The organism is Pseudoalteromonas shioyasakiensis, from assembly GCF_024518675.1.
Lineage (GTDB): Bacteria > Pseudomonadota > Gammaproteobacteria > Enterobacterales > Alteromonadaceae > Pseudoalteromonas > Pseudoalteromonas shioyasakiensis_B.
On record NZ_JANIGL010000001.1, the window covers coordinates 733,701 to 754,681 of the forward strand.

The window sequence follows — 20,981 nt, forward strand, 5'->3', positions numbered from 1 at the left end:
TGCAGTCGCCAGCATTACGCATATAATACGCCCCTTAATTTTACGCATGGTATTTCAAGGGGGCGTTATGTCGCATTCTGTGCAAGCGAAAGCTCAATATAACTTTAATAAGTTACAAAAACGTTTACGTCGCCAAACTGGGCAAGCTGTCATGGACTTCAATATGATTGAAGAAGGTGATCGCATCATGGTGTGCTTGTCGGGAGGAAAAGACAGCTACACTTTATTGGACATGCTAAAACACTTACAACGTGTTGCACCAATCAAGTTTGACCTTTTTGTAGTTAACCTTGATCAGAAGCAGCCAGGATTTCCTGAGCATGTTTTACCCCAGTACCTCGATAACCAAAATATAGAATACAAGATTGTTGAAGAAGATACCTACAGTATTGTTACCGATATCATTCCTGAAGGTAAGACAACCTGCTCTCTTTGTTCACGTCTGCGTCGTGGCATTTTATACCGTACAGCCAAAGAAATGGGAGCAACTAAAATTGCACTCGGTCACCATCGCGACGATATGATTGAAACCCTGTTTTTGAATATGTTTTATGGCGGCAAATTAAAGAGCATGCCAGCTAAGCTAATGAGCGATAACGGTGAACACATGGTTATCCGCCCACTTGCATACTGCAAAGAAGCTGATATTGAAACATATGCAATTAACCAAGCTTTCCCCATTATTCCGTGTAACCTGTGCGGCTCTCAAGAAAACTTGCAGCGTAAACACACCAAAACAATGCTTGCCCAGTGGAACAAAGACCATCCAGGGCGTATTGAAAGTATTTTCACTGCAATGCAAAATGTGGTGCCGTCCCATTTAGCCGACAATCAGCTCTTTGATTTTACCAATCTACAAACTGGTGAAGTTGTTGATGGCGGTGATATAGCACTTGATAAACCGGATATCCCAAAACAACCAATGGATGATGATGAGCCAGAATCTCCAACTGTGGTCACTATCAATTTAAGTTGATTTCAATAAAAATGCCGCGTTAATCGCGGCATTTTTATGTTGATGGTTAGCTTAAGGCATATCCATTAATGCTTGGCTGGTTTCATCGAGTTTCAGCTTATAGTTTTCAGCACTTAACCCGAGTAATTGTGGCAAGGTGGCGGCAATACAAATTGACGACAGCGTACCAACGACTATCCCTGCAAACAAGGCAATAGAAAACCCTTCTAATGGCGCACCAGCTAAAAGCCACACACTTGCAACCGTAGCTAGGGTTGTCCCTGAAGTAATAAGAGTACGAGTTAAGGTACTTGCAATAGCATTATTAATGACGCTATCAACAGATAACTGCTGATTACTGTCAATTCTTAATAGCTCTCGCACTCTATCTCCAACAATAATAGAGTCATTCAAAGAATAGCCTATTATGGCTAATAAACTGGCTAGCACTGTTAAGTTAAATTCAAGTCCTAGCCAAGCAAATAGTCCAACCACAATAATAATATCGTGCAATAGCGCGACCACAGCGCCAATCGCTAAACGCCATTCAAAACGAACGGCCAAATACATCATTACCGCCACCATAGCAGCAAATAAAGCTAAACACCCTTGCTCAAATAACTCATCCCCAACTTGAGAGCCTAAATACGATGATGATATAACCTTTACTTCAAGCTCATCATTGTCTTCAAGTGAATCAAGCCATTGCCCTTGCAGCTCACTTTGCTTTAGTTGAAAGTGCTGCTCAGATTGCGCGGTTAAAATATAATTAGTGATGCCTGAATCACTAATTTTATCATTCAATTGGCTTTGCGTTAGTACTTTACTTGTCGTGAACTCAGTTAAATACCCACCTGTAAAATCAAAGCCCATGTTCAGCCCTTTATAAGCAATCCCCAATAGAGCGCTGATCACTAGTAAAACAGAAAAAGCCAAGCCTACAAAGCGTAAGTGGGAGCCATTTTTTAACCATGAAAAATTAATCATCATGCTTTCACTCCTTGTTTATTGGCAAGCTTTAAATACAGAGTTTGGCTGAGCGCCTTTGATACATAAACACCGGTAAACACGCTCGTGATCAACCCAAGTGCTAACGTTATGGCAAAGCCTTTAATTGGGCCATAGCCAATACTATATAAAATAACAGCCGTGATCATAGTCGTGATATTAGCATCAAAAATCGTGCTAAACGCTTGGTTATAACCTTGCTCTATTGCTTGATAGGGTGCTCTGCCCTTGCGCCGCTCCTCTTTGATACGCTCAAAAATAATCACGTTAGTATCAACCGCCATGCCAATTGTCAGTACCAAACCAGCAATGCCAGGAAGCGTTAACACAACACCAGGTAGTAATGACATTAAACCAACCAGAGCGGTTAAATTCAGTACTAACGCAATGTTTGCAATCAAGCCTAAACGACGATACCACAGCGCCATAAATGCAAGTGTGACCCCCATTCCCAACATTAGCGCAGCCAAACCATTGTTAATATTATCAGCCCCTAAACTCGGCCCAATTGTTTGCTCTTGTACAATAGTAACTGGCGCAGTCAATGACCCTGCACGTAGCAATAGGGCTAAATCTTGTGCCGCTTGTGTACTTTGCATATTGGTAATACTAAACCGGCTACTCAAATGCTGAATGATATTTGCAACGTTAATAACTTCACTCTTTTTAACCGTGTCGCCCTGTGCATTTTGGTAATACTCTGAGTACACTGTTGCCATCGGTTTACCAATATTACGTTTTGAAAACGCAGACATCGCCTCGCCACCTTGGCTATCTAAGCTCAGTTGAACTAGTGGTTTCCCCCACTCATCACGGCCAGATTGTGCATTGTTAATATGCTTACCTGAAAAAATAGCCACAGGGTCTAAATTGATGGTTCCACCCTCTTTGAGCTGAAACGTTTTACCACCGCTCTCTTTTAACTGATAAAAATCTAAAGAAGCCGTTGCACCGATAATCCGCTTAGCAGCGCTTGGGTCTTGTACCCCAGGCAACTCAATACGGATACGTTGCTTGCCTTGGCGCTGTGTCACCGCTTCGGTAATGCCCAGCTCTTCAATTCGCCCCCTTAGGGTAGTCAGGGTCTGGTTCATCACTTCTTTTATGAATACACTTTGACCTTGTTCACTAAAACTAAAGGCAACGCTTGTCATACTGCCTTGGGTATGAGAAATAACCTGTAACCGCTCAAATCGCGTTAACACAGCTTGCTCTACATTTTTTAAACTGCTGAGTGAATTTTCTAATGCATGCAACTCAAATCCAGTGCTGTTTTTTTGCACTCGCACACCACGCGCTTTTTGTTCACGAATAATACTTTTAGTTTGCTCATACGCACTGTCTAGTTGTTCTTGTTGCGCTTTAGCAAGATCAACATCAAGCACAAACAATACTCCGCCATTGAGATCTAGACCTAGCTTAATCGGCGCTAAACCAAGCCCTTGAAGCCACTGGGGACTGGTTTGATGGCTCACTATTTTACTCTCAAGTTGCGAAAACTGCCCTTGCAATGCCGCTTGCGCTGCAGCACTCTTACTAGGCGTCTCAAGTAAAATAGTTAACGAGCTATGATTGTTTTCAAGTTGCTCGGTTGATTGAGCAACGATAAACCCATGTTGGTTTAAAAATGCGATGAGTTGCTTTTGTGGGGAGATTTGGCTTACAGCCTCACTAGATGGCATAGTAATATGAAGCCAAGAATGAGCAGGATACAAATTAGGCAACGCACTAATAGCCAATAAGATCAGCGCCATACACATTGCCATATAACTAATTTTAAACCGTTGCCATAACGGTTTTTTTACTTTTTTATTTAACATACGTCTTCCTTTGAGCCAATGCATAGCATCAGCACATGCCTAACAGGCACATTAATTTTTTCGTTTTTTAGCTATAAATTAACGTAGGAATTAACTGTGGTAGGTATTAACAGCTCGATAAAGTAAATTAGCATCTTTCCAGCCACTTAGACGGGATTTTGTTCCTTCGTAAGCCGTATACCAAGGTGGTAGAACCGCTGGCTCTAAAGGTTGTAAAAATAGTTCTCGGGCGAGACTTGGGGGAGAAAATTCAAAAATTTCGGTGTAATTAGGCTCAACTTGGAGTTGATGTAAAAACACTGATGAATTACTGATAACAACACGAAACTGTACTGGTTCAAAACCAGGGTCGCTTGGTTGTTCATCAACTTGTTTCGACGTACCATAATCACCCACAGACTCATCCAGCTGAGGATGACTAAGTTGACTGATGGTCAACTCACTGTTTATAAGCGATTGTTCAAAACTAACTTTATCTACGCCCGCAGCACTAACATGCGCACTAAAAAGTGCAACAACAAATAAAAATGCAGAAAAAATCAGGCGTAAACGAATCATTTTATAATCAACTTATATTAGTAACTAGCTATATTGGGACGAAAATCACTAACTCAAGCCCATACTGTTAAATTAACTATTTCCCCGTAAATGCAATAGCGAGAACTCTAACGCGGATAAATAAAAGGTTTAATACACAATTAATAACGTATTATTTAACCTAGAGAAAATGCAGCTTTACAGCGACTCTAGGTGAAACTTTAATACTCATTCCATCGAGCTGTGAGGTAATTCACCTCAAAACATTTGTTTCATTGCGCATTATCAATAACAATCAATAATTAAATAAATTTATAAACAAACGATAAAAATAAAACCAAAGGGTATTCCATGAATAAAACACTCCTCGCAGCCACCTTAGCTGCTCTATTCTTAACAGGCTGTTCAAAGCCAGAACCTACACAAACAAATAACACTGACACTAAAACAACAGTTGAAACAGCTTCAGTCGCGCAAAAAGCTGAGCTTGGAAGCTTTGGTGTTGATCTAAGCGCTCGTAACGAAGCTGTAAAACCTGGCGATGATTTTTTCATGTATGCCAGTGGCACCTGGTATGACAATTATGAAATGCCAGCAGACAAAACCCGCTATGGTGCATTTTCTGCTTTAGCTGAGCGTAGTGAAGAGCGTGTTAAAACCATTATTGAAGAAATTGCCGCGCGTGATGATTTAAACCCAGAAGAGCAATTAATTGCTGATTTTTACAATGCCTACATGGATACCGAAACGCTTAATAAATTAGGCTTAGCCCCTATTAAGCCTTTACTTAAAGATATTAGCGCAGTTTCGTCAACTGACGACTTAACTAAGCTGTTTGGTCAATCATGGTTATCTGGTGTAAATTCGCCGATTGGCGGTGGCATGTGGTTTAACCGACTTGATCCTAATAAGTATGAAATGTCTTTAGGCGCTGGCGGCCTAGGTTTACCAGATCGTTCTTATTACCTAGAAGATTCTGAACGCTTTGAAAAAACGCGCGCTGCTTATGTTGCACATATTAGTGAAATGCTAACATTGGCAGGCGTTGATAACAGCACTGAGCGAGCAAAATCAATCTTAGCGCTTGAAACAAAAATTGCACAAGGTCATTGGCCTCGTGAAAAACGCCGCAATCGCGATCTTACATTAAATCAAATAAAACGGGACGAACTTAGTACAACTTACCCCAATTTTAATTGGGATCTTTACTTTGCTCAAACGGGTTATCAAGTACCGCAACTTAATGTGTCACAGCCTGAGCCTGTTAAAGCCATGATTGAGCTAATCAATCAAGAAGATTTAGCAGTATGGAAAGACTACTTAACGTATCACGCACTTAGCGGTAACGCATCATTATTATCAGAAGAAGTCTTTAATACTAACTTTGCTTTTTATGGTAAAGAGTTAAGCGGTCAACAACAGCCTCGTCCTCGCTGGAAACGTGCTATTAGCCAAATGTCAGGAACAACATCGTTAGGTTTTGCAATTGGTAAAGTATACGTTGACCGTTACTTCCCTGAGTCATCCAAACAACAAATGTCTGAGCTAGTTGAAAACCTTCGCACCGCCCTTGGTGAACGTATTGATAACCTCGATTGGATGGGCGAAGAAACCAAAGTCAATGCGCATGCTAAATTAGCCGCGTTTGTACCAAAAATTGGTTACCCAGATGTATGGCAGTCCTATGATGGTTTAACAATTAGTAAAACTGATTTAATGGGGAATGTTAAAAACACTCGTGAATTCTTTAGAGCTGATAGCGTTGCCAAAGAGCTTGAAAAAACCGATCGTAATCGCTGGGGTATGACACCACAACGCGTTAACGCTTACTACAATAGCTCGTTTAACGAAATTGTATTTCCTGCGGCTATTTTACAACCACCATTTTTTGATCCAAATGCCGATCCAGCCGTTAACTATGGTGGCATAGGTGCTGTTATTGGTCATGAAATGGGGCATGGTTTTGATGATCAAGGTTCTAAATCAGATGCCAATGGTGTACAACGTAACTGGTGGACAGACGCCGACCGTGCAGCATTTGATGCTAAAGCCGATCAGCTTGCAGCCCAGTACAGCCAGTACGAGCCAATCCCAGGTAATTTCGTAAATGGTCGTAACAGCTTAGGTGAAAACATTGGTGATGTGGGCGGCTTAGCAATGGCTTACCATGCTTATAAATTAAGCTTAAATGGGAAAGAAGCGCCAGTTATCGACGGCTTAACGGGCGATCAACGCTTCTTCCTTGCTTGGGCGCAAGTATGGAAAGAAAAACGTACAGAGCAAAGTATGCTAAACCAACTTCGTGGTGGCACGCACGCGCCAGGTCGCTTTAGAGCACAAGCACCACGTAATCATGATGCATGGTACAAAGCGTTTGATGTAAAACCTGGCGATAAGCTTTATTTACCTGAAGAAGAGCGTGTACGTATTTGGTAAGTTATACGCGTGAGTAAAAAATCATAAACCTTATAATAACCCGCATTCGCGGGTTATTTTATTCTTACAGCTCTAAAACGGGCTCATTATCAATGCTCAATCTTAGAATACTTACTAGCCCTACCCGAAATTTACCTTTAGAATACGGCATTATAAAATTTATACTTTTAAAAAACATTTAAGGCGAAACGCAGATGGGAAGAGCTTACCAAAACAAAAAAGATTCAATGGCTAAAACTGCGGGTGCTAAAACAAAAGTTTACTCAAAGTACGGAAAAGAAATTTATATTTGCGCTAAAAATGGCGGTGTTGATACCGATGGTAACTTAGCACTTCGCCGTTTGATTGAGCGCGCAAAGAAAGACCAAGTCCCTGCGCATGTTATTGAGCGTGCTATCGACAAAGCCAAAGGCGGCGGCGGTGAAGATTATGCTGCAACGCGCTATGAAGGCTATGGTCCGGGTAATTGCATGATCATTGTAGATTGCTTAACCGATAACAATAAACGTACATTTGCTGATGTTCGCGTGTGTTTTACCAAAGCAAATGCAAAAATTGGTGCACAAAACTCAGTCTCTCACTTATTTGATCACCTCGCTATTTTTGTATTTGACGGTGATGACGATGAAGCCGTATTAGAAGCGCTGATGATGGCCGATGTTGATGTAACAGATGTAGAAGTCGAATCAGGTAAAGTCACTGTTTTCGCTCCTCACACCGAATACAACAACACCCGCACGGCCCTTGAAGAAATGGGTATCACAGAGTTCGACGAAGATTTAATTGCATTTGTGCCACAAGTAGAAGCCCCAATAGAAGGGGAAGACGTGGAAGTCATGGAACGCTTTTTGGCCATGCTTGAAGATTGTGACGATGTACAAAACGTGTACCACAACGCACAGTTTTAATTAATACTGTTATCACTTTAAAAGAGGCCAACTTAGTTTGGCCTTTTTGATTTTTAAAATAAACGGAATTGTATTTTGAACACCTTAACACAACTTCAAAGTGATGAGTTAGTAGGCGCGAAACGCTTACAATTAGTCGAACAGTTGGACTCTTTTCCCGCAGAAATTTTTACTCTACGCGACACCCTAGAGGTACTCGATTTATCTAATAACCAACTATCAGATTTACCCGATGAGTTTGCTTGCCTGAGCAAATTAAAGCGGGTGTTTTTATCGTTTAATCAGTTTAAGCACATTCCCCCCGTGTTAGCAAAGTGCCCAGCCCTCGTCATGATTGCGTTTAAAGGCAACCAAATTAGTGAATTTACTGAACATAGCTTACCGCTTACAATCCAATGGCTAATTTTAACCGATAACTGTATCGAGCAATTGCCTGAGTCTTTTGGTGAGCTAACCCAGCTACGCAAATTGGCACTTGCGGGCAATAAAATACCGCGTTTGCCGCAAAGTATGCAACACTGCCAAGCACTTGAGCTTGTACGTTTATCAGCAAATAAACTAACCCATATAGATAATTGGTTGTTTGAGCTGCCCAAACTTACTTGGCTTGCCTTTGCCGGTAACAACTTTAATAAATCACAATCGTTACAAAACGCCGCTCTGGAGCAAGCTAAACTCAACGAGTTTGAACTGCTAGCGGAGATTGGTGAAGGCGCATCAGGCATAATTCATTTAGCTGATTGGCATAAGCAAAGCGTGGCATTAAAGCTATTTAAAGGGGCGATCACCAGTGATGGCTACCCACTTGATGAAGTTAACTGTTGCTTACAGGCAGGCGTTCACACAAACCTTATCAAGGTGCTTGCGTATATTGATAACCCTGAGCAGTTAGGCCTTGTCATGGAGCTGATAAGCCAGGATTATCAAAATCTTGGGTTACCACCATCCCTTGAAACCTGTACTCGCGATACCTTTTCTGAGCATACCCAATTTAGCGCCCAAGCGATTGAGCACATTGTAAAACAAATGGTCAGTACCCTTGCCCACTTACATGCTAAAAAAGTAAGCCACGGCGATGTTTACGCCCATAACATGATGATAAACGATGAATACAAGGTATTGTTTGGTGATTTTGGTGCAGCGACAAATCTAGATTCACTTACTGACTACCAACGTCAGCAAATGCAGATGATAGAAGTAAGAGCGATTGGCTGCTTAATTGATGATTTACTCAATGTCTGTGATGAGGCTAACGCAACAGTAGTTAAACTGCAGCACATTGCGGCGCAATGTATGAATAGTGAAATCAGCCTACGCCCGAATTTATCCACTCTAAGCGCGCTTCTTTAACACTGTTAAATAGCACGGTAAAGTCAGGGATTTAAACATAAAAAAGCCGCGATTTACGCGGCTTTGTTGGATAAAGCTAAACTTTTATAGGGTCAATTATAAGTACTGACCGAGTGCTTTAACTTGGTCTAACATGCGATTTGAGAAACCCCACTCGTTATCATACCAAGCCATCACTTTAACTAATTTGCCTTCGGCTTTAGTTTGCGTTGAATCAAAGATTGAAGACGCTGGATTGTGATTAAAATCAATAGAAACAAGCGGAAGTTCGTTGTACTCTAGGATTTCTTTCATTGAACCTTCAGCAGCGGCTTTCATCACTTCATTGATTTCAGCAGCCGTAGTTTCACGTTTAGTGATAAAGGTAAAATCAACTAATGATACATTAATCGTTGGAACACGTACTGACATGCCATCCAGCTTACCTGCAAGTTCAGGTAGTACTAAACCAACAGCTTTAGCAGCACCGGTTTTAGTTGGGATCATAGATTGTGTTGCACTACGTGCACGGTATAAATCAGGGTGATACACATCTGATAAGTTTTGGTCATTCGTGTAAGCATGAATAGTCGTCATGCTGCCTTGCTCGATACCTACTGTGTCGTTGATTGCTTTTGCAATCGGCGCTAAACAGTTAGTCGTACATGATGCATTTGAAATAATGTTGCTATCAGCATTAATCACATCGCTGTTTACGCCATGAACTACTGTTGCATCTAAATCAGTACCAGGAGCTGAAACAATCACTTTTTTCGCACCTGCTGTAATATGTTTCGCAGCATCATCACGCTTAGTGAAAAAGCCAGTACATTCTAAAACGATGTCAACATTCAGCTCTTTCCACGGTAAGTTTGCTGGATCACGCTCTTGCGTTAAAGTAATTACATCGTCGCCAATAAGCATAGTGTTATCAGCAAGGGTCACTTTTTGTGAAAATTGACCATGTACTGAATCAAATTGAGTTAGGTGTGCATTTACGTTAGCCGGTGCTAAGTCATTAATTGCAACGATTTTAATATCGTTATTTTGTGCTGATTCATAAAGTGCACGTAATACATTGCGACCAATACGGCCATAGCCATTAATTGCTACATTAATCATTTAAAAAACTCCCCTTTAATTATTTAACTTCACTTGCTTGGCGAGCAAGCGCTTCAATGGCTTGCCAGTCTTTGTTTTCAATAAGTTGTTTATCTAGCATCCAGGTTCCACCTACACAAATTACATTGTTCAATGCTAAGTAATTAGGTGCAGTTGCTAAACTAATGCCACCTGTTGGGCAAAAGGTAACTTGCGGTAATGGCGCACCAATTGATTTAAGCATTGCAGTACCACCGGCAGCTTCGGCTGGAAAGAACTTTAAAAACTTAAAACCATGGCTTGCTAGTTTCATCACTTCGCTTGGCGTTGCTGCGCCCGGCAAAAATGGAATATCGCTATCTTTAGCTAATGCTAAAAGCTCGTCGTTGACACCTGGGCTCACCATAAAGTCAGCACCTGCAGCCACAGACGCATCAAAGCTTGCTTTATCAATGACTGTGCCTGTGCCGACATAGGCTTCTGGTACTTCTGCTTTCATCAACTTGACAGCTTCTGCTGCAATTGGCGTACGCAATGTAATTTCCAATGCTTTTAGGCCGCCGTTATAAAGTGCTCTGGCGAGCGGTGCAGCATCTTCAAGCTTGTCTATCACCACAACTGGCACAACGGGTGCCGATGATAAGATTTTTTCTATGCTCATTGTATGTCCTCATTACCCTGTGAATGGCTAATTATTATTCTATTCCAAACGCACTAGCGCCTAGGTCTGCGCTACTTACAATGTTTCTGAATCCTTCAAACAACTCACGGCCAGTACCAAACGTTAACGCAGCTGGACTAAGTTGTAATTCGCGTTCAGCAAGTTCTTCATCACTTACATGCAGTTTCAAAATACCTGCAGGCGCATCAAGAGTGACTAAATCGCCCTCATGAATTTTTGCAATAATGCCACCTTCAACCGCTTCAGGCGCTAAGTGAATTGCAGCGGGCACTTTACCAGATGCACCTGACATACGACCATCAGTAACAATCGCCACTTTGAAGCCCTGATCCTGCAATGTAGCCATAACTGGTGTTAGCTTATGTAATTCAGGCATGCCCTTGGCTTTCGGGCCTTGCTCTTTTAATACCGCAATGAAATCTTGGTTCAGTTCACCGCGAGAATAAGCTTCTTGTAATGCACCTTGCGAACTAAACACTTTAGCTGGCGCGGAGACAACTTGATGCTCTGTAGCCACTGCTGACACTTTGATAACAGCTTTACCTAAATTGCCAGTTAATAGCTGTAGGCCACCTTGTTTGCTAAACGGATTATCAACTGGGCGAAGTACTTCTTCATCGAGTGAATTTTCAGGACAAGGCACCCACTTTACTTTGCTCGGGCCTGAGCTGTCAGTCATGATCAAGTTGTTGTCGGTGTCTAAACGTGGCTCTTGTGTATAAGCTTCAAGGCCTTCACCCACAATCGTCTTAACGTCATTATGTAAGAAACCCGCTCCTACTAATTGCTTCATTAAGAAACCCATACCGCCAGCAGCTTGGAAATGGTTAACATCAGCAGAGCCATTTGGGTAAATACGGGTTAATAGTGGTACCACTTCAGATAAATCTGACATGTCTTTCCACGTTAATTGCACACCTGCCGCTTTAGCTATAGCCACTAAGTGAATTGCATGGTTAGTAGAGCCACCCGTTGACAGCAAACCAACTAAGCCATTAATAATGGTTTTTTCAGTAACTACATCAGCAAGTGTATTAGCATCTTTAGTTTGAATTAGCTGCTTCAGCATAGTTTCAACTGCGTTGCCAGTTAAGCCGTCACGTAATTCGGTGTATGGGTTAATGAAAGAGCTGCCTGGTAGGTGTAGCCCCATGATTTCCATTAACATTTGATTCGAGTTGGCTGTACCATAGAAAGTACATGTACCAGCACTGTGATAGGATGCGCTTTCAGCTTCTAAAAGCTCATCACGGCTCACTAAACCTTGAGCAAATTTTTGACGTACACGCGCTTTTTCTTTATTTGGGATACCTGATTGCATCGGGCCAGCTGGTAAAAAATACACAGGTAAGTGACCAAATGATAAGGCACCAATCAATAGACCAGGGACAATTTTGTCACATACACCTAAACAGAATACGCCGTCAAATACATCGTGCGACAGTGATACCGCTGTGGACATTGCAATAACATCCCGAGAAAAAAGCGATAACTCCATGCCATCACGCCCTTGAGTTACCCCATCACACATAGCAGGTACACCACCGGCTACTTGTGCAGTTGCATCATATTTGGTCGCAATGTCTTTAATTAAATCAGGGAAATCTTTATATGGAACATGCGCAGAAAGCATGTCGTTATATGAATTGATAATAGCCAAGTTTGGCTGCTCGTCTGCTTTTAAGCGAGCTTTGTCATCGCTGCTACATGCAGCCATAACGTGGGCAATATTTCCGCAACCTAGACCTGCACGTACTCTTGTTTGTTTTTTTGCGTGATTAATACGATCTAAATAGGCTTGGCGGGTTGTTTTACTGCGTTCGATAACGCGTTCGGTGACTTCTTGAATACGAGGATGCAACATAAAATTCGACTCATCTCTATGGTTAGAGGATAAAGGCTCAGTGGCAACCACATACTCCACGAATGTAATTGCACTGAGCATCTTTGATTTACCCGTTCAAAGGTATACGTTGTCAGGTTGTCTCTCACAATCAACCTGACACCGGTGTCACTGTATTAACGCATGACTGTGACACCGGTGTCAACCTTATCACTTAAATTTAGTATAATTATTTTAAATGACCAAATAATGAACACTTTTAATTTAAGAAAACACCGTATCTCATCATGTAAATACAAATAACTCCTATTATCACTGTGGTGTTTAATTACAAATATTCAATAACGAGGCAGGCACCACAATTAGAGATAGGCATTGTCTGAGAAGCATGACTCAGACAAAGTAAATTAGATAATAGCAGTTCAGTGACTACACGAGCCTGATTGCTATTTGATTTGTGCAGTTGACTCGCGGGTGATTAAACGCGCCTCAAGCGTCACTTGATAAGGCGCCTCTTGTGGCTCAGCAATATGCTCAATCAGTTTGGTAACCGCTTGCTTTGTCATATCTTCCACTGGCTGAGCAATGGTTGTTAACCCAGGCCAAATATGGCGTGCAATCGGGGCATTATCAAAGCCGGCAATCGATATATCATCAGGCACCTTCAATTGGCGCTGAGTTGCTAATTTAAGTACCGCAGCAGCCATGTAGTCATTTGATGCAAAGACTGCCGTAGGACGTGGGGTTAAATCTAAAATACTGCGTGCACTATCAACACCGGAGTGATAACTAAAGTTACCCTCTTCAACCAAACGCTCATTAAATTCAACACCATGGGTGTTTAATGCTCTGAGGTAACCTTTAAAGCGTTGCTCAGTGGCACTGTGATCTGGGTGACCTTTGATAAATGCAATTGATTTATGACCCAAACGGATTAAATGCTCTGTAATTTCAAACGCGCCCTGTTCATCGTTACTACGAACAGAAATTGACTCATCCTCTAAAACAGCTGACGCTACACGTGCATAAGGAATATTTTTAGTTTTGAGGAAATCGACTAACAATTTAAAGTCAGAAAAAGGCGGTGTGAGTACTAAACCGTCTAAACGTGACGTTTGAATTAATTGTTCAATATTACTAATTAACTCTTCGCCACGTAAATCACATGGGTGAATCAATAAATTATAGTTGTTCTCTTGGCAAGCAGCTAAAGCACCTGTTTGCACGCGAGTGATATAACTTTTACTTGGATTATCGTAAATACAGCCAATAATAAAGCTACGGTTTTGCGCTAACCCACGGGCAATTGGATTGGGGGTGTAATCAAGCTCTTTAAATACCTTAAGAACTTTTTCACGGGTCGCATCGCTCACATTAGGTTCATTATTTAAAACCCGAGAAACGGTCTTTTTAGACACGCCAGCATAACTTGCGACACTATTTATAGTTACTTTTTTCATCCAAACTTCCCAATGTCACCCTTATAAAGCGATGCGTTATGCCTGCTCATTTACATGCAAGCAGGCTGCTGCACCAATAAGTGGAATATTACCCTGTATAACTAAAGTTACCGGTATTTGGCTTACGTATTGCGACATAATGCCTTTTGCAGTAAAACGTTCAACAAATCGACTTGCGAGAAGGCGCTCTTGCATACGAGGTAAAATCCCCCCGCCGATAAACACACCACCTAGCGCACCAAATGTCAGGGCTAAATCCCCTGCTACACTGCCAATCCAATCACAAAATTGATTAAGAGTTGCATCACAAACAGGACATTCACCGCTATTAGCCAATTCACTAATTTGTGCAGCGGTTAAATTTTTTGCTTCAACACCCTTAACAGCGGCCATCGCTTGGTAGAGGTGACTAATACCCGGGCCTGAAAAGACCGTTTCAACCGATACATGTGGCAACTGCTTGCGCAGTTCATTGATAAGTTGTGAGTCAAGCTCATTAACTGATGCTAGGCTAATATGACCAGCTTCACAGCTAAGTACTGCGCTACCTTGGTTACTTCTGACTAAACTTGCCGCCCCAAAACCTGTGCCAGGTCCCATAACAGCAATCGTTGCATCAGCATCGGCTTGACCGGTTTTAACAGTAATATTTTGCTGTAAATCTAAATAAGGTGCAGCATAAGCAAACGCAGCAAAGTCATTAATTACTTCAAGCTGCGCTAAATTAAATTCCGACTTAACTTGCTCAACGCTAAAATGCCATCCTAAGTTGGTAAGGTGGACCTGCCCAGCTTTAATAGGGCCTGCAACGGCAAGGCATGCGCGAGTTGGCTGGATATGGCTCACTTGCGATAAATAATGAGTAAGTGCAGCTTCTAAAGAAGCAAAATCAGCGCTAGGAAATGTGATATTATGCTCAATAACAAATTGGTTAAGCTCAGGCTTGAACGCCGTAATTAAAGCAAAACGAGCATTAGTGCCGCCGATATCGGCAACTAAAATGGGGGCGAATTCTGTATTTGGCTTGCAACTGTTCATGTTTTCTCTTTTGTCTAAGCGGTTTATTTAATAGCTATAACCAAGCTTATTATTATAGTTTCAACGGCTTTGCCATCGCTATGAGATAAACTTTGAGCTATCACCTCAAAGTAGCTATCCTAGTAAAAAATGCTGCCCTAAAATGGGCAGCCAATACGTTTTGACAACAAAATGATAAAACGCCGACATTATGACACCGGTGTCAGGTTCGGATCAATATAAATATTCAAATCCTGATAAATTGCTTGAAAAAATTAACAAATAAACGAAAATGGTACGAATTGTTAGCAGTTTGCTTACGTCGTCTCTTACTAGGTTGTATATATGAAAGGTAAAGCTACATCATTTGATATTGCCCATTATGCTGGGGTTTCGCAATCTACAGTATCGCGAGCATTACGTAACAGCCCATTAGTTAACGAAGAAACACGTAAACGGGTTTTTGAAGTCGCAAAAGAGCTTAATTATAAAGTAGACAAAAACGCCAGTAATTTACGCACCCAACAAAGCAGTACCCTCGCCCTATTGTTATTTGAAGATCCAACCGCAGACGACTCTCAAATCAACCCTTTTTTTCTCGCTATGCTTGGCAGTATCACTCGCGCATGCGCCAGTGAAGGCTATGATTTACTGGTTTCTTTTCAGTCCACCAGTGCAGACTGGCAAGCCGATTATGAAGACAGTCATCGCGCTGATGGTATCATCTTATTAGGTTATGGTGATTATGTAGATTACCAAGCTAAGTTTAGAAGCCTAATAGATCAAAACACTAAATTTGTCTGTTGGGGAGCCAGTGTTGATAACCGCCCTGACTTGACTGTAAGCTGTGACAACTATGGCGGTGGTAAACTGGCTGCCGAGCATTTATTAAAAATCAATCGTAAAGATTGCGCCTTTATCGGTGATGCCTCTGAGCACAGCCCTGAATTTTTTGCCCGCTACCAAGGCTTCAAAGACGAATTTACTCGTCATGGTGTCACTTTAAGTGAACGAAAAATGGCCAATGCAATCTCCACTGAAGAGTCTGGTTATCACGCTACTCGTTCATTAATCGCTAATAATATCGCGTTTAATTCGTTGTTTGCTGCCAGTGATTTAATAGCCATCGGCGCTATTAGGGCATTAAAAGAAGCTGGTATCAAAGTACCTGATGATGTACATGTTGTTGGCTTTGATAATATTGCCGTTGCCAGCTTTACCAACCCCCCACTAACTACAGTACAACAAGACACAACCCTTGCAGGTCAAATGCTGGTAAATAATTTACTCAAGCTGATACGCGGTGATGAAGTTGAAAACACTTTACTACCACCACGATTGATCATTCGCGGTTCAAGTGTTTAATCATCAGATGTGATTGCTTCTACTAAGGTGTTAAATTTGCTTTGTAATGCCACTGCATTTACATTTTTTTCAAGTTGAATATTGTACGATGCCTGTGGTGTTAACCATGAAAGCTGCGTAGATGCGTTACCTGCTTTATCTTGCAATACATAAAGTACAGCAGGACTACCTTTAACTCGGTAATTTATTGTATCAGCGTCCATTACCGCCCCTGAGCTTTCATCAAATGCTTGAACTTCAATAACCACAACTTCATAGTCTGGGTGGGTAACTATGTATGTGAGTTGATCCCAGCCTTTGCCTGCAATAAAGTTTCCCCCCAAGTGTTTACTTTTCACTGTAAACTCTTTGTCTATTACAGACTCCAGGTTATCTATATCAGCAGCAAAGTTATTGACTAAATGGCTTTGATCATAATCTGATTGCTCAGCCAATATTAAAGGTTTTAATTTTTTTGAAAAAGTTTCGGTGTACTGCGTAAACCCTTCTATCCAAGTAGCTAAATCAATAACTTTGTCAGGCTCTACTAAAGCAAATCCATTAACTTGAGTTTGTTTTGCCAATTCCACATAGTTAGAACCGTGAAAAATATCAGGGACTCTTTCTGGCTGCTTTGAAAAAGAAAACACCTGTGGTCCTTGCACGTGTTTGTTTTCCTCTAGAAATGGATTTGAACTAAAATCCACTTCTGCGCTAAATGTATTAATTGATAGCAAAGATATTAACGTTAAACCTGTCATTAAAAAATTGGGGATTTCCATATCACTTTTCACCGTATAAATAACACACCCTAAAGTACCTTTATTGATACATAAAAGCCAGATAAATAGTGCTGCTTTTTTAATATTTTAGGCTAGAGTTATAAATCAAATCACACTAAGCAACACATTCAAAATATCTCTCAATCGATTATTTAACAAATCATAATTATTTACTATATGATGGAATTAGATAAAACATTCACTAATAAGGGAGTTAGTTTTACTATTCGATTTTTCGAATACTAAAACGTTCAATACTATGGCTTTTAAATCAAAAAAATACAGTATCGATTCTACTGACTACGAAATTGGGCAAGACAATGTAAGTAGATGGGGCATGGATATTCATAATACCGTATTTCTCACATCATTCGGTTTGTCTTTAGTATTCATCATTACCTTATTACTTTTAGAGCCTAGCGACGCAAAAGCTGCTATTGATGCCATCAAAGGCACGGTTCTTTCGAGTTTTGACTATTTGTTCGTTTGGGGCGCTAACTTTTTATTGCTATTCGCTATTGTAGTTACCTTTTCACCATTAGGTAAAATTCGCTTAGGGGGCGATAAAGCCACCACCGACTTTTCAACGGTGTCTTGGATTTCAATGTTATTTGCCGCAGGGATGGGAATTGGCTTGATTTTCTGGGGTGTTGCGGAGCCAACAGCGTTTTATACTAATTGGTTTGGCACACCTTTAAATGCAGAGCCGTTTACTGAGCAAGGGCGAGAGCTGGCACTCGGGGCTACGATTTTTCACTGGGGGTTACACGCGTGGGCCATTTATGGTGTGGTCGCCCTCTGTTTAGCTTATTTTGCTTACAATAAGGGCTTACCACTTTCTATGCGCTCGGTGTTTTATCCTATTTTTGGTGAGCGCGTTTGGGGTAAACTCGGTGATGTAATTGATGTACTCACTGTATTAGTGACATTATTTGGCCTATCAACCTCCCTTGGCCTTGGTGGTTCACAAGCCGCCAGTGGCATTAGTCATGTATTTGGCTTTACCAATAGTATTTACTTACAGCTGGGCATTATCGTTTTAATAATGGGCTTAGCAATTATTTCTGTTCTACGTGGTTTAGATGGCGGTGTAAAATTACTCAGTAATATCAACATGGTTATCGCAATAGCCTTTCTTATAATTATTACCCTGTTAAATTTCTCAACCGTGCTTGACTCTGCAATAACGGCAATGAGCTCATATGTGAAAAACATTATTCCATTGAGCCTTGTCAGTGGTCGTGAAGATACTACTTGGTTACATGGCTGGACTGCATTTTATTGGGCTTGGTGGGTCACGTATGCTCCGTTTTTTGGTATGTTTGTAGCGCGTATTTCAAAAGGACGAACTGTACGAGAGTTTTTACTCTGTGTGCTGGTTATTCCAACATTAGTCACTTCAGCATGGATGTCGGTGTTTGGTGGCGTCGCTATACAACAAGTCATTGATAAAGTGGGTCAACTTGGCTTGAATCAAGGTATTACGGATGTATCGTTAAGCTTGTTTTATATGCTTGATGCTTACCCGATGGGCGATGTACTTTCAATCATCGCAATTGCACTGATTATAGTGTTTTTTGTCACCACCTTAGACTCAGGCTCAATTGTCATAGATAGCATGACAGCAGGCGGTAAATTAGAAGTTCCTATAAAACAAAAGGTCGTTTGGGCTGTTATAACAGGTGCTATAGCCATGGTAATGTTATGGATTGGTGGCACTGAATCGGTACAAGCATTGCAATCAATCACCATCATTGCCGCACTGCCCTTTACTATTATTTTAGTACTCGGTTGTCTTAGTTTATTAAAAGGCATGTTGACTGAGGTTAATAAAGTCAAACATTACTAGCTTTTAGAACCACAATTGATAAGCGCTTATCAATTGTGGTTACTTAGCACTTAATCTGGCCCAACTTTGATACGTTCCTAGCGCATATAACATGCCTATACTGAAGCAAATTGCAGAGCTTACCAGCCAAAATGTCAGACTGTTTTGTGGAAACATTGGCATAATAAACACAAAAGCCAGACCACGTAAAATATAGATGCTTGAAATAAGTATAAGTGCCACTCTGATTAAGGGTAATTTAGTTATAACATTTGCCCCCGACAAACCGTATATAGCCCAAACACTGAGAATAAATATTAATACTGAGGTAACTTGAGTAGGGTAACTGTGACCTGCTTCAGCCATTATAGCCATTTGCTCCCCTGCACCAAAAAACCGATACCAACTTGCGCCAAATAGAATACAGCCTAAATGTGCTAAGGCAGCCACGGCACTAAAAATCGCGCCTAGTAATAGTGGTTTATTTACTAAAGCTCTAATCATAAACTTAACTCCATTTTAAATATGGTGGGTACGCATTCTACAGTGATTCAGTTGCTATAAAGCAAAACTATATTATTATTTTTAAACTAATCACTAAGAATTAGCTTGCTATTAAATAACTAATACCTAATCCTTAAAATATACTTACTAAACGAGCAACACATACATGCTGCATTTACCCACTGTAATTGGCATATCATTACTTCTAAATTTGTTGATATGTTGTTTCTTTTTATCGGTGTATTGCTATAAAAACCAGCGTTGTTATTTATACTTTTCTGTTGCATGTGGCACATTTGCCAGCGCAGAGGTTTTAGCCTGTTTACGACTTTTTATTGACCAACCTTTTATCACCCACTATTTTGCCGATTTATTCATCATTGCCAGTCCAGTATCTGCAATTATTGGTTTACAGAAAGTATCATCAACAAGTAAATCGTCCACCCCGTACTTTACTACACTCGCAATAAGCGCAATTTTATTGTTACCACTGTACGACATTACCGGCGGCCAGTTATTAACCAGTATTATTATCGCTAGTTTATTCTTACATGCAGCCAGCATTGTTCACAAAATGAATACCAACGCCCGATTACAACAAAAGATTTTACTATATTGTTTCAGTATTCACAGTGTAATAATGTTTGCTCAAGCCGTGTTAATTGCACTGCCTTTTTTATCTGCTTCATTTAATAATTTTTCTCAATCATTGCACGTTATTTTAATAAACCATTTGATCCTTGCTACCGCCACAGCAATTATTTTACCCTTTGTGCTATTTGCCGATTTAGAAGCCAAATTACAGCGATTGGTTAATCGTGACTCACTGACTAGCTTATTGAACCGCCGTGGTTTTTTTATAAATGGTGAAAAAATTAGTCGGCAAGTTACAAGCGCCCATCAAGACCTTTCTGTGGTCATGATTGACATAGATTTTTTTAAAAAGGTTAATGACCAATATGGTCATAGTACCGGTGATATGGCAATAAAATGGATTGCTCAACATATATTACATAACCTAACCAGTAACGATATAGCAGCGCGGATCGGCGGCGAAGAATTTGCAATCCTGCTACCGGAACAGTCTCTTTCCCAAGCGCAATATACTGCGCAAAAAATATGTAGCGCTATTCGAGAAAACACACTCAAATATAAAGGTCACAGTCTTAAGCTCTCAGTGAGTGCTGGCGTCAGTTGCCGCGATAACCAATCTCACTCTATCAGAGCATTATTAGAGCTTGCAGATAAACGATTATATGTTGCTAAATCACAAGGTCGGGACCAAGTAGTCAGTGCTGGTCCTAGTATCACCAACAGTAAAAGCCATTTCGCTGCATCTGCAAGATAAGCGTTATTGCAACCTTGCATATAAGCTCATTGCCTGTAATGCTGCCTTAAAGTTTGTAAAATCCCTAATTAACCCTTGA

General features: G+C 40.9%; 17 protein-coding genes. 7 read left to right on the forward strand and 10 right to left on the reverse strand.

Annotated elements, in window-relative coordinates; genetic code table 11:
• Positions 1–67 precede the first annotated feature (67 nt).
• A complete protein-coding gene (ttcA, locus tag NQT69_RS03220) occupies positions 68–976 on the forward strand; it encodes a tRNA 2-thiocytidine(32) synthetase TtcA (RefSeq protein WP_256826264.1) in 909 nt (302 codons plus the stop codon).
• Between the two features lie 51 nt (positions 977–1,027).
• Here the strand turns inward: ttcA and secF are convergent, their stop codons facing one another.
• The 3 genes from secF to NQT69_RS03235 form a co-directional block, all read right to left on the reverse strand.
• Complete coding sequence (gene secF / locus NQT69_RS03225) at positions 1,028–1,945, reverse strand: protein translocase subunit SecF (protein ID WP_256826265.1); 918 nt, start codon at positions 1,943–1,945, stop codon at positions 1,028–1,030.
• Complete coding sequence (gene secD, locus NQT69_RS03230; RefSeq protein WP_256826266.1) at positions 1,942–3,783, reverse strand: protein translocase subunit SecD; 1,842 nt, start codon at positions 3,781–3,783, stop codon at positions 1,942–1,944. Before secD ends, secF begins: the two co-directional genes overlap by 4 nt.
• A gap of 90 nt (positions 3,784–3,873) precedes the next feature.
• Entirely contained in the window at positions 3,874–4,341 is a 468-nt protein-coding gene (locus tag NQT69_RS03235; protein ID WP_256826267.1) for a hypothetical protein, read from the reverse strand.
• A gap of 330 nt (positions 4,342–4,671) precedes the next feature.
• Here NQT69_RS03235 and NQT69_RS03240 point away from each other — a divergent pair, with 330 nt between their 5' ends.
• The 3 genes from NQT69_RS03240 to NQT69_RS03250 all read left to right on the forward strand — a co-directional run bounded on the left by NQT69_RS03240 (position 4,672) and on the right by NQT69_RS03250 (position 9,014).
• A complete protein-coding gene (locus tag NQT69_RS03240; protein WP_256826268.1) occupies positions 4,672–6,756 on the forward strand; it encodes a M13 family metallopeptidase in 2,085 nt (694 codons plus the stop codon).
• A gap of 194 nt (positions 6,757–6,950) precedes the next feature.
• Complete coding sequence (locus NQT69_RS03245) at positions 6,951–7,664, forward strand: YebC/PmpR family DNA-binding transcriptional regulator (protein WP_256826269.1); 714 nt, start codon at positions 6,951–6,953, stop codon at positions 7,662–7,664.
• Positions 7,665–7,739: 75 nt separating this feature from the next.
• Positions 7,740–9,014 carry a leucine-rich repeat domain-containing protein gene (locus NQT69_RS03250; RefSeq protein WP_256826270.1) on the forward strand — a complete coding sequence of 425 codons (1,275 nt, stop codon included), beginning with the start codon at positions 7,740–7,742 and terminating at the stop codon, positions 9,012–9,014.
• 96 nt (positions 9,015–9,110) lie between these two features.
• Here NQT69_RS03250 and gap read toward each other — a convergent pair whose 3' ends face one another.
• The 5 genes from gap to glk form a co-directional block, all read right to left on the reverse strand.
• Positions 9,111–10,115 (reverse strand): type I glyceraldehyde-3-phosphate dehydrogenase, encoded by a 1,005-nt coding sequence (gap, locus tag NQT69_RS03255; protein WP_256826271.1) that lies wholly within the window; start codon positions 10,113–10,115, stop codon positions 9,111–9,113.
• Positions 10,116–10,134: 19 nt separating this feature from the next.
• Complete coding sequence (locus NQT69_RS03260; protein WP_256826272.1) at positions 10,135–10,755, reverse strand: bifunctional 4-hydroxy-2-oxoglutarate aldolase/2-dehydro-3-deoxy-phosphogluconate aldolase; 621 nt, start codon at positions 10,753–10,755, stop codon at positions 10,135–10,137.
• A gap of 34 nt (positions 10,756–10,789) precedes the next feature.
• Entirely contained in the window at positions 10,790–12,640 is a 1,851-nt protein-coding gene (gene edd, locus NQT69_RS03265) for a phosphogluconate dehydratase (protein ID WP_256826725.1), read from the reverse strand.
• Between the two features lie 425 nt (positions 12,641–13,065).
• Entirely contained in the window at positions 13,066–14,079 is a 1,014-nt protein-coding gene (locus tag NQT69_RS03270) for a LacI family DNA-binding transcriptional regulator (RefSeq protein ID WP_256826273.1), read from the reverse strand.
• 36 nt (positions 14,080–14,115) lie between these two features.
• A complete protein-coding gene (gene glk / locus NQT69_RS03275; RefSeq protein WP_256826274.1) occupies positions 14,116–15,117 on the reverse strand; it encodes a glucokinase in 1,002 nt (333 codons plus the stop codon).
• Between the two features lie 324 nt (positions 15,118–15,441).
• On the opposite strand from glk, the gene NQT69_RS03280 reads away from it, so the two are divergent.
• On the forward strand, positions 15,442–16,461 hold the full coding sequence (locus tag NQT69_RS03280; protein ID WP_256826275.1) for a LacI family DNA-binding transcriptional regulator: 1,020 nt from the start codon (positions 15,442–15,444) through the stop codon (positions 16,459–16,461).
• Here NQT69_RS03280 and NQT69_RS03285 read toward each other — a convergent pair.
• Positions 16,458–17,222 carry a hypothetical protein gene (locus NQT69_RS03285; protein WP_256826276.1) on the reverse strand — a complete coding sequence of 255 codons (765 nt, stop codon included), beginning with the start codon at positions 17,220–17,222 and terminating at the stop codon, positions 16,458–16,460. The two genes, NQT69_RS03280 and NQT69_RS03285, sit on opposite strands and share 4 nt — an antisense overlap.
• Before the next feature lie 259 nt (positions 17,223–17,481).
• Between NQT69_RS03285 and NQT69_RS03290 the strand changes: the two genes are divergently transcribed.
• Positions 17,482–19,071: a BCCT family transporter gene (locus NQT69_RS03290; RefSeq protein ID WP_256826277.1), complete on the forward strand. Its 1,590-nt coding sequence runs from the start codon at positions 17,482–17,484 to the stop codon at positions 19,069–19,071.
• 39 nt (positions 19,072–19,110) lie between these two features.
• Here NQT69_RS03290 and NQT69_RS03295 read toward each other — a convergent pair whose 3' ends face one another.
• Complete coding sequence (locus NQT69_RS03295; RefSeq protein WP_256826278.1) at positions 19,111–19,554, reverse strand: hypothetical protein; 444 nt, start codon at positions 19,552–19,554, stop codon at positions 19,111–19,113.
• Positions 19,555–19,720: 166 nt separating this feature from the next.
• Here NQT69_RS03295 and NQT69_RS03300 point away from each other — a divergent pair, with 166 nt between their 5' ends.
• Positions 19,721–20,902 carry a GGDEF domain-containing protein gene (locus NQT69_RS03300; protein ID WP_256826279.1) on the forward strand — a complete coding sequence of 394 codons (1,182 nt, stop codon included), beginning with the start codon at positions 19,721–19,723 and terminating at the stop codon, positions 20,900–20,902.
• The last annotated feature ends 79 nt before the right edge of the window (positions 20,903–20,981 follow it).

Bases quoted from the DNA above. Each gene is read 5' to 3' on its own strand.
- ttcA (WP_256826264.1), top strand. From the start codon at position 68: ATGTCGCATTCTGTGCAAGCGAAAGCTCAATATAACTTTAATAAGTTA.
- secF (WP_256826265.1), bottom strand. From the start codon at position 1,945: ATGATGATTAATTTTTCATGGTTAAAAAATGGCTCCCACTTACGCTTT.
- secD (WP_256826266.1), bottom strand. From the start codon at position 3,783: ATGTTAAATAAAAAAGTAAAAAAACCGTTATGGCAACGGTTTAAAATT.
- NQT69_RS03235 (WP_256826267.1), bottom strand. From the start codon at position 4,341: ATGATTCGTTTACGCCTGATTTTTTCTGCATTTTTATTTGTTGTTGCA.
- NQT69_RS03240 (WP_256826268.1), top strand. From the start codon at position 4,672: ATGAATAAAACACTCCTCGCAGCCACCTTAGCTGCTCTATTCTTAACA.
- NQT69_RS03245 (WP_256826269.1), top strand. From the start codon at position 6,951: ATGGGAAGAGCTTACCAAAACAAAAAAGATTCAATGGCTAAAACTGCG.
- gap (WP_256826271.1), bottom strand. From the start codon at position 10,115: ATGATTAATGTAGCAATTAATGGCTATGGCCGTATTGGTCGCAATGTA.
- NQT69_RS03260 (WP_256826272.1), bottom strand. From the start codon at position 10,755: ATGAGCATAGAAAAAATCTTATCATCGGCACCCGTTGTGCCAGTTGTG.
- edd (WP_256826725.1), bottom strand. From the start codon at position 12,640: ATGTTGCATCCTCGTATTCAAGAAGTCACCGAACGCGTTATCGAACGC.
- NQT69_RS03270 (WP_256826273.1), bottom strand. From the start codon at position 14,079: ATGAAAAAAGTAACTATAAATAGTGTCGCAAGTTATGCTGGCGTGTCT.
- glk (WP_256826274.1), bottom strand. From the start codon at position 15,117: ATGAACAGTTGCAAGCCAAATACAGAATTCGCCCCCATTTTAGTTGCC.
- NQT69_RS03280 (WP_256826275.1), top strand. From the start codon at position 15,442: ATGAAAGGTAAAGCTACATCATTTGATATTGCCCATTATGCTGGGGTT.
- NQT69_RS03285 (WP_256826276.1), bottom strand. From the start codon at position 17,222: ATGGAAATCCCCAATTTTTTAATGACAGGTTTAACGTTAATATCTTTG.
- NQT69_RS03290 (WP_256826277.1), top strand. From the start codon at position 17,482: ATGGCTTTTAAATCAAAAAAATACAGTATCGATTCTACTGACTACGAA.
- NQT69_RS03295 (WP_256826278.1), bottom strand. From the start codon at position 19,554: ATGATTAGAGCTTTAGTAAATAAACCACTATTACTAGGCGCGATTTTT.
- NQT69_RS03300 (WP_256826279.1), top strand. From the start codon at position 19,721: ATGCTGCATTTACCCACTGTAATTGGCATATCATTACTTCTAAATTTG.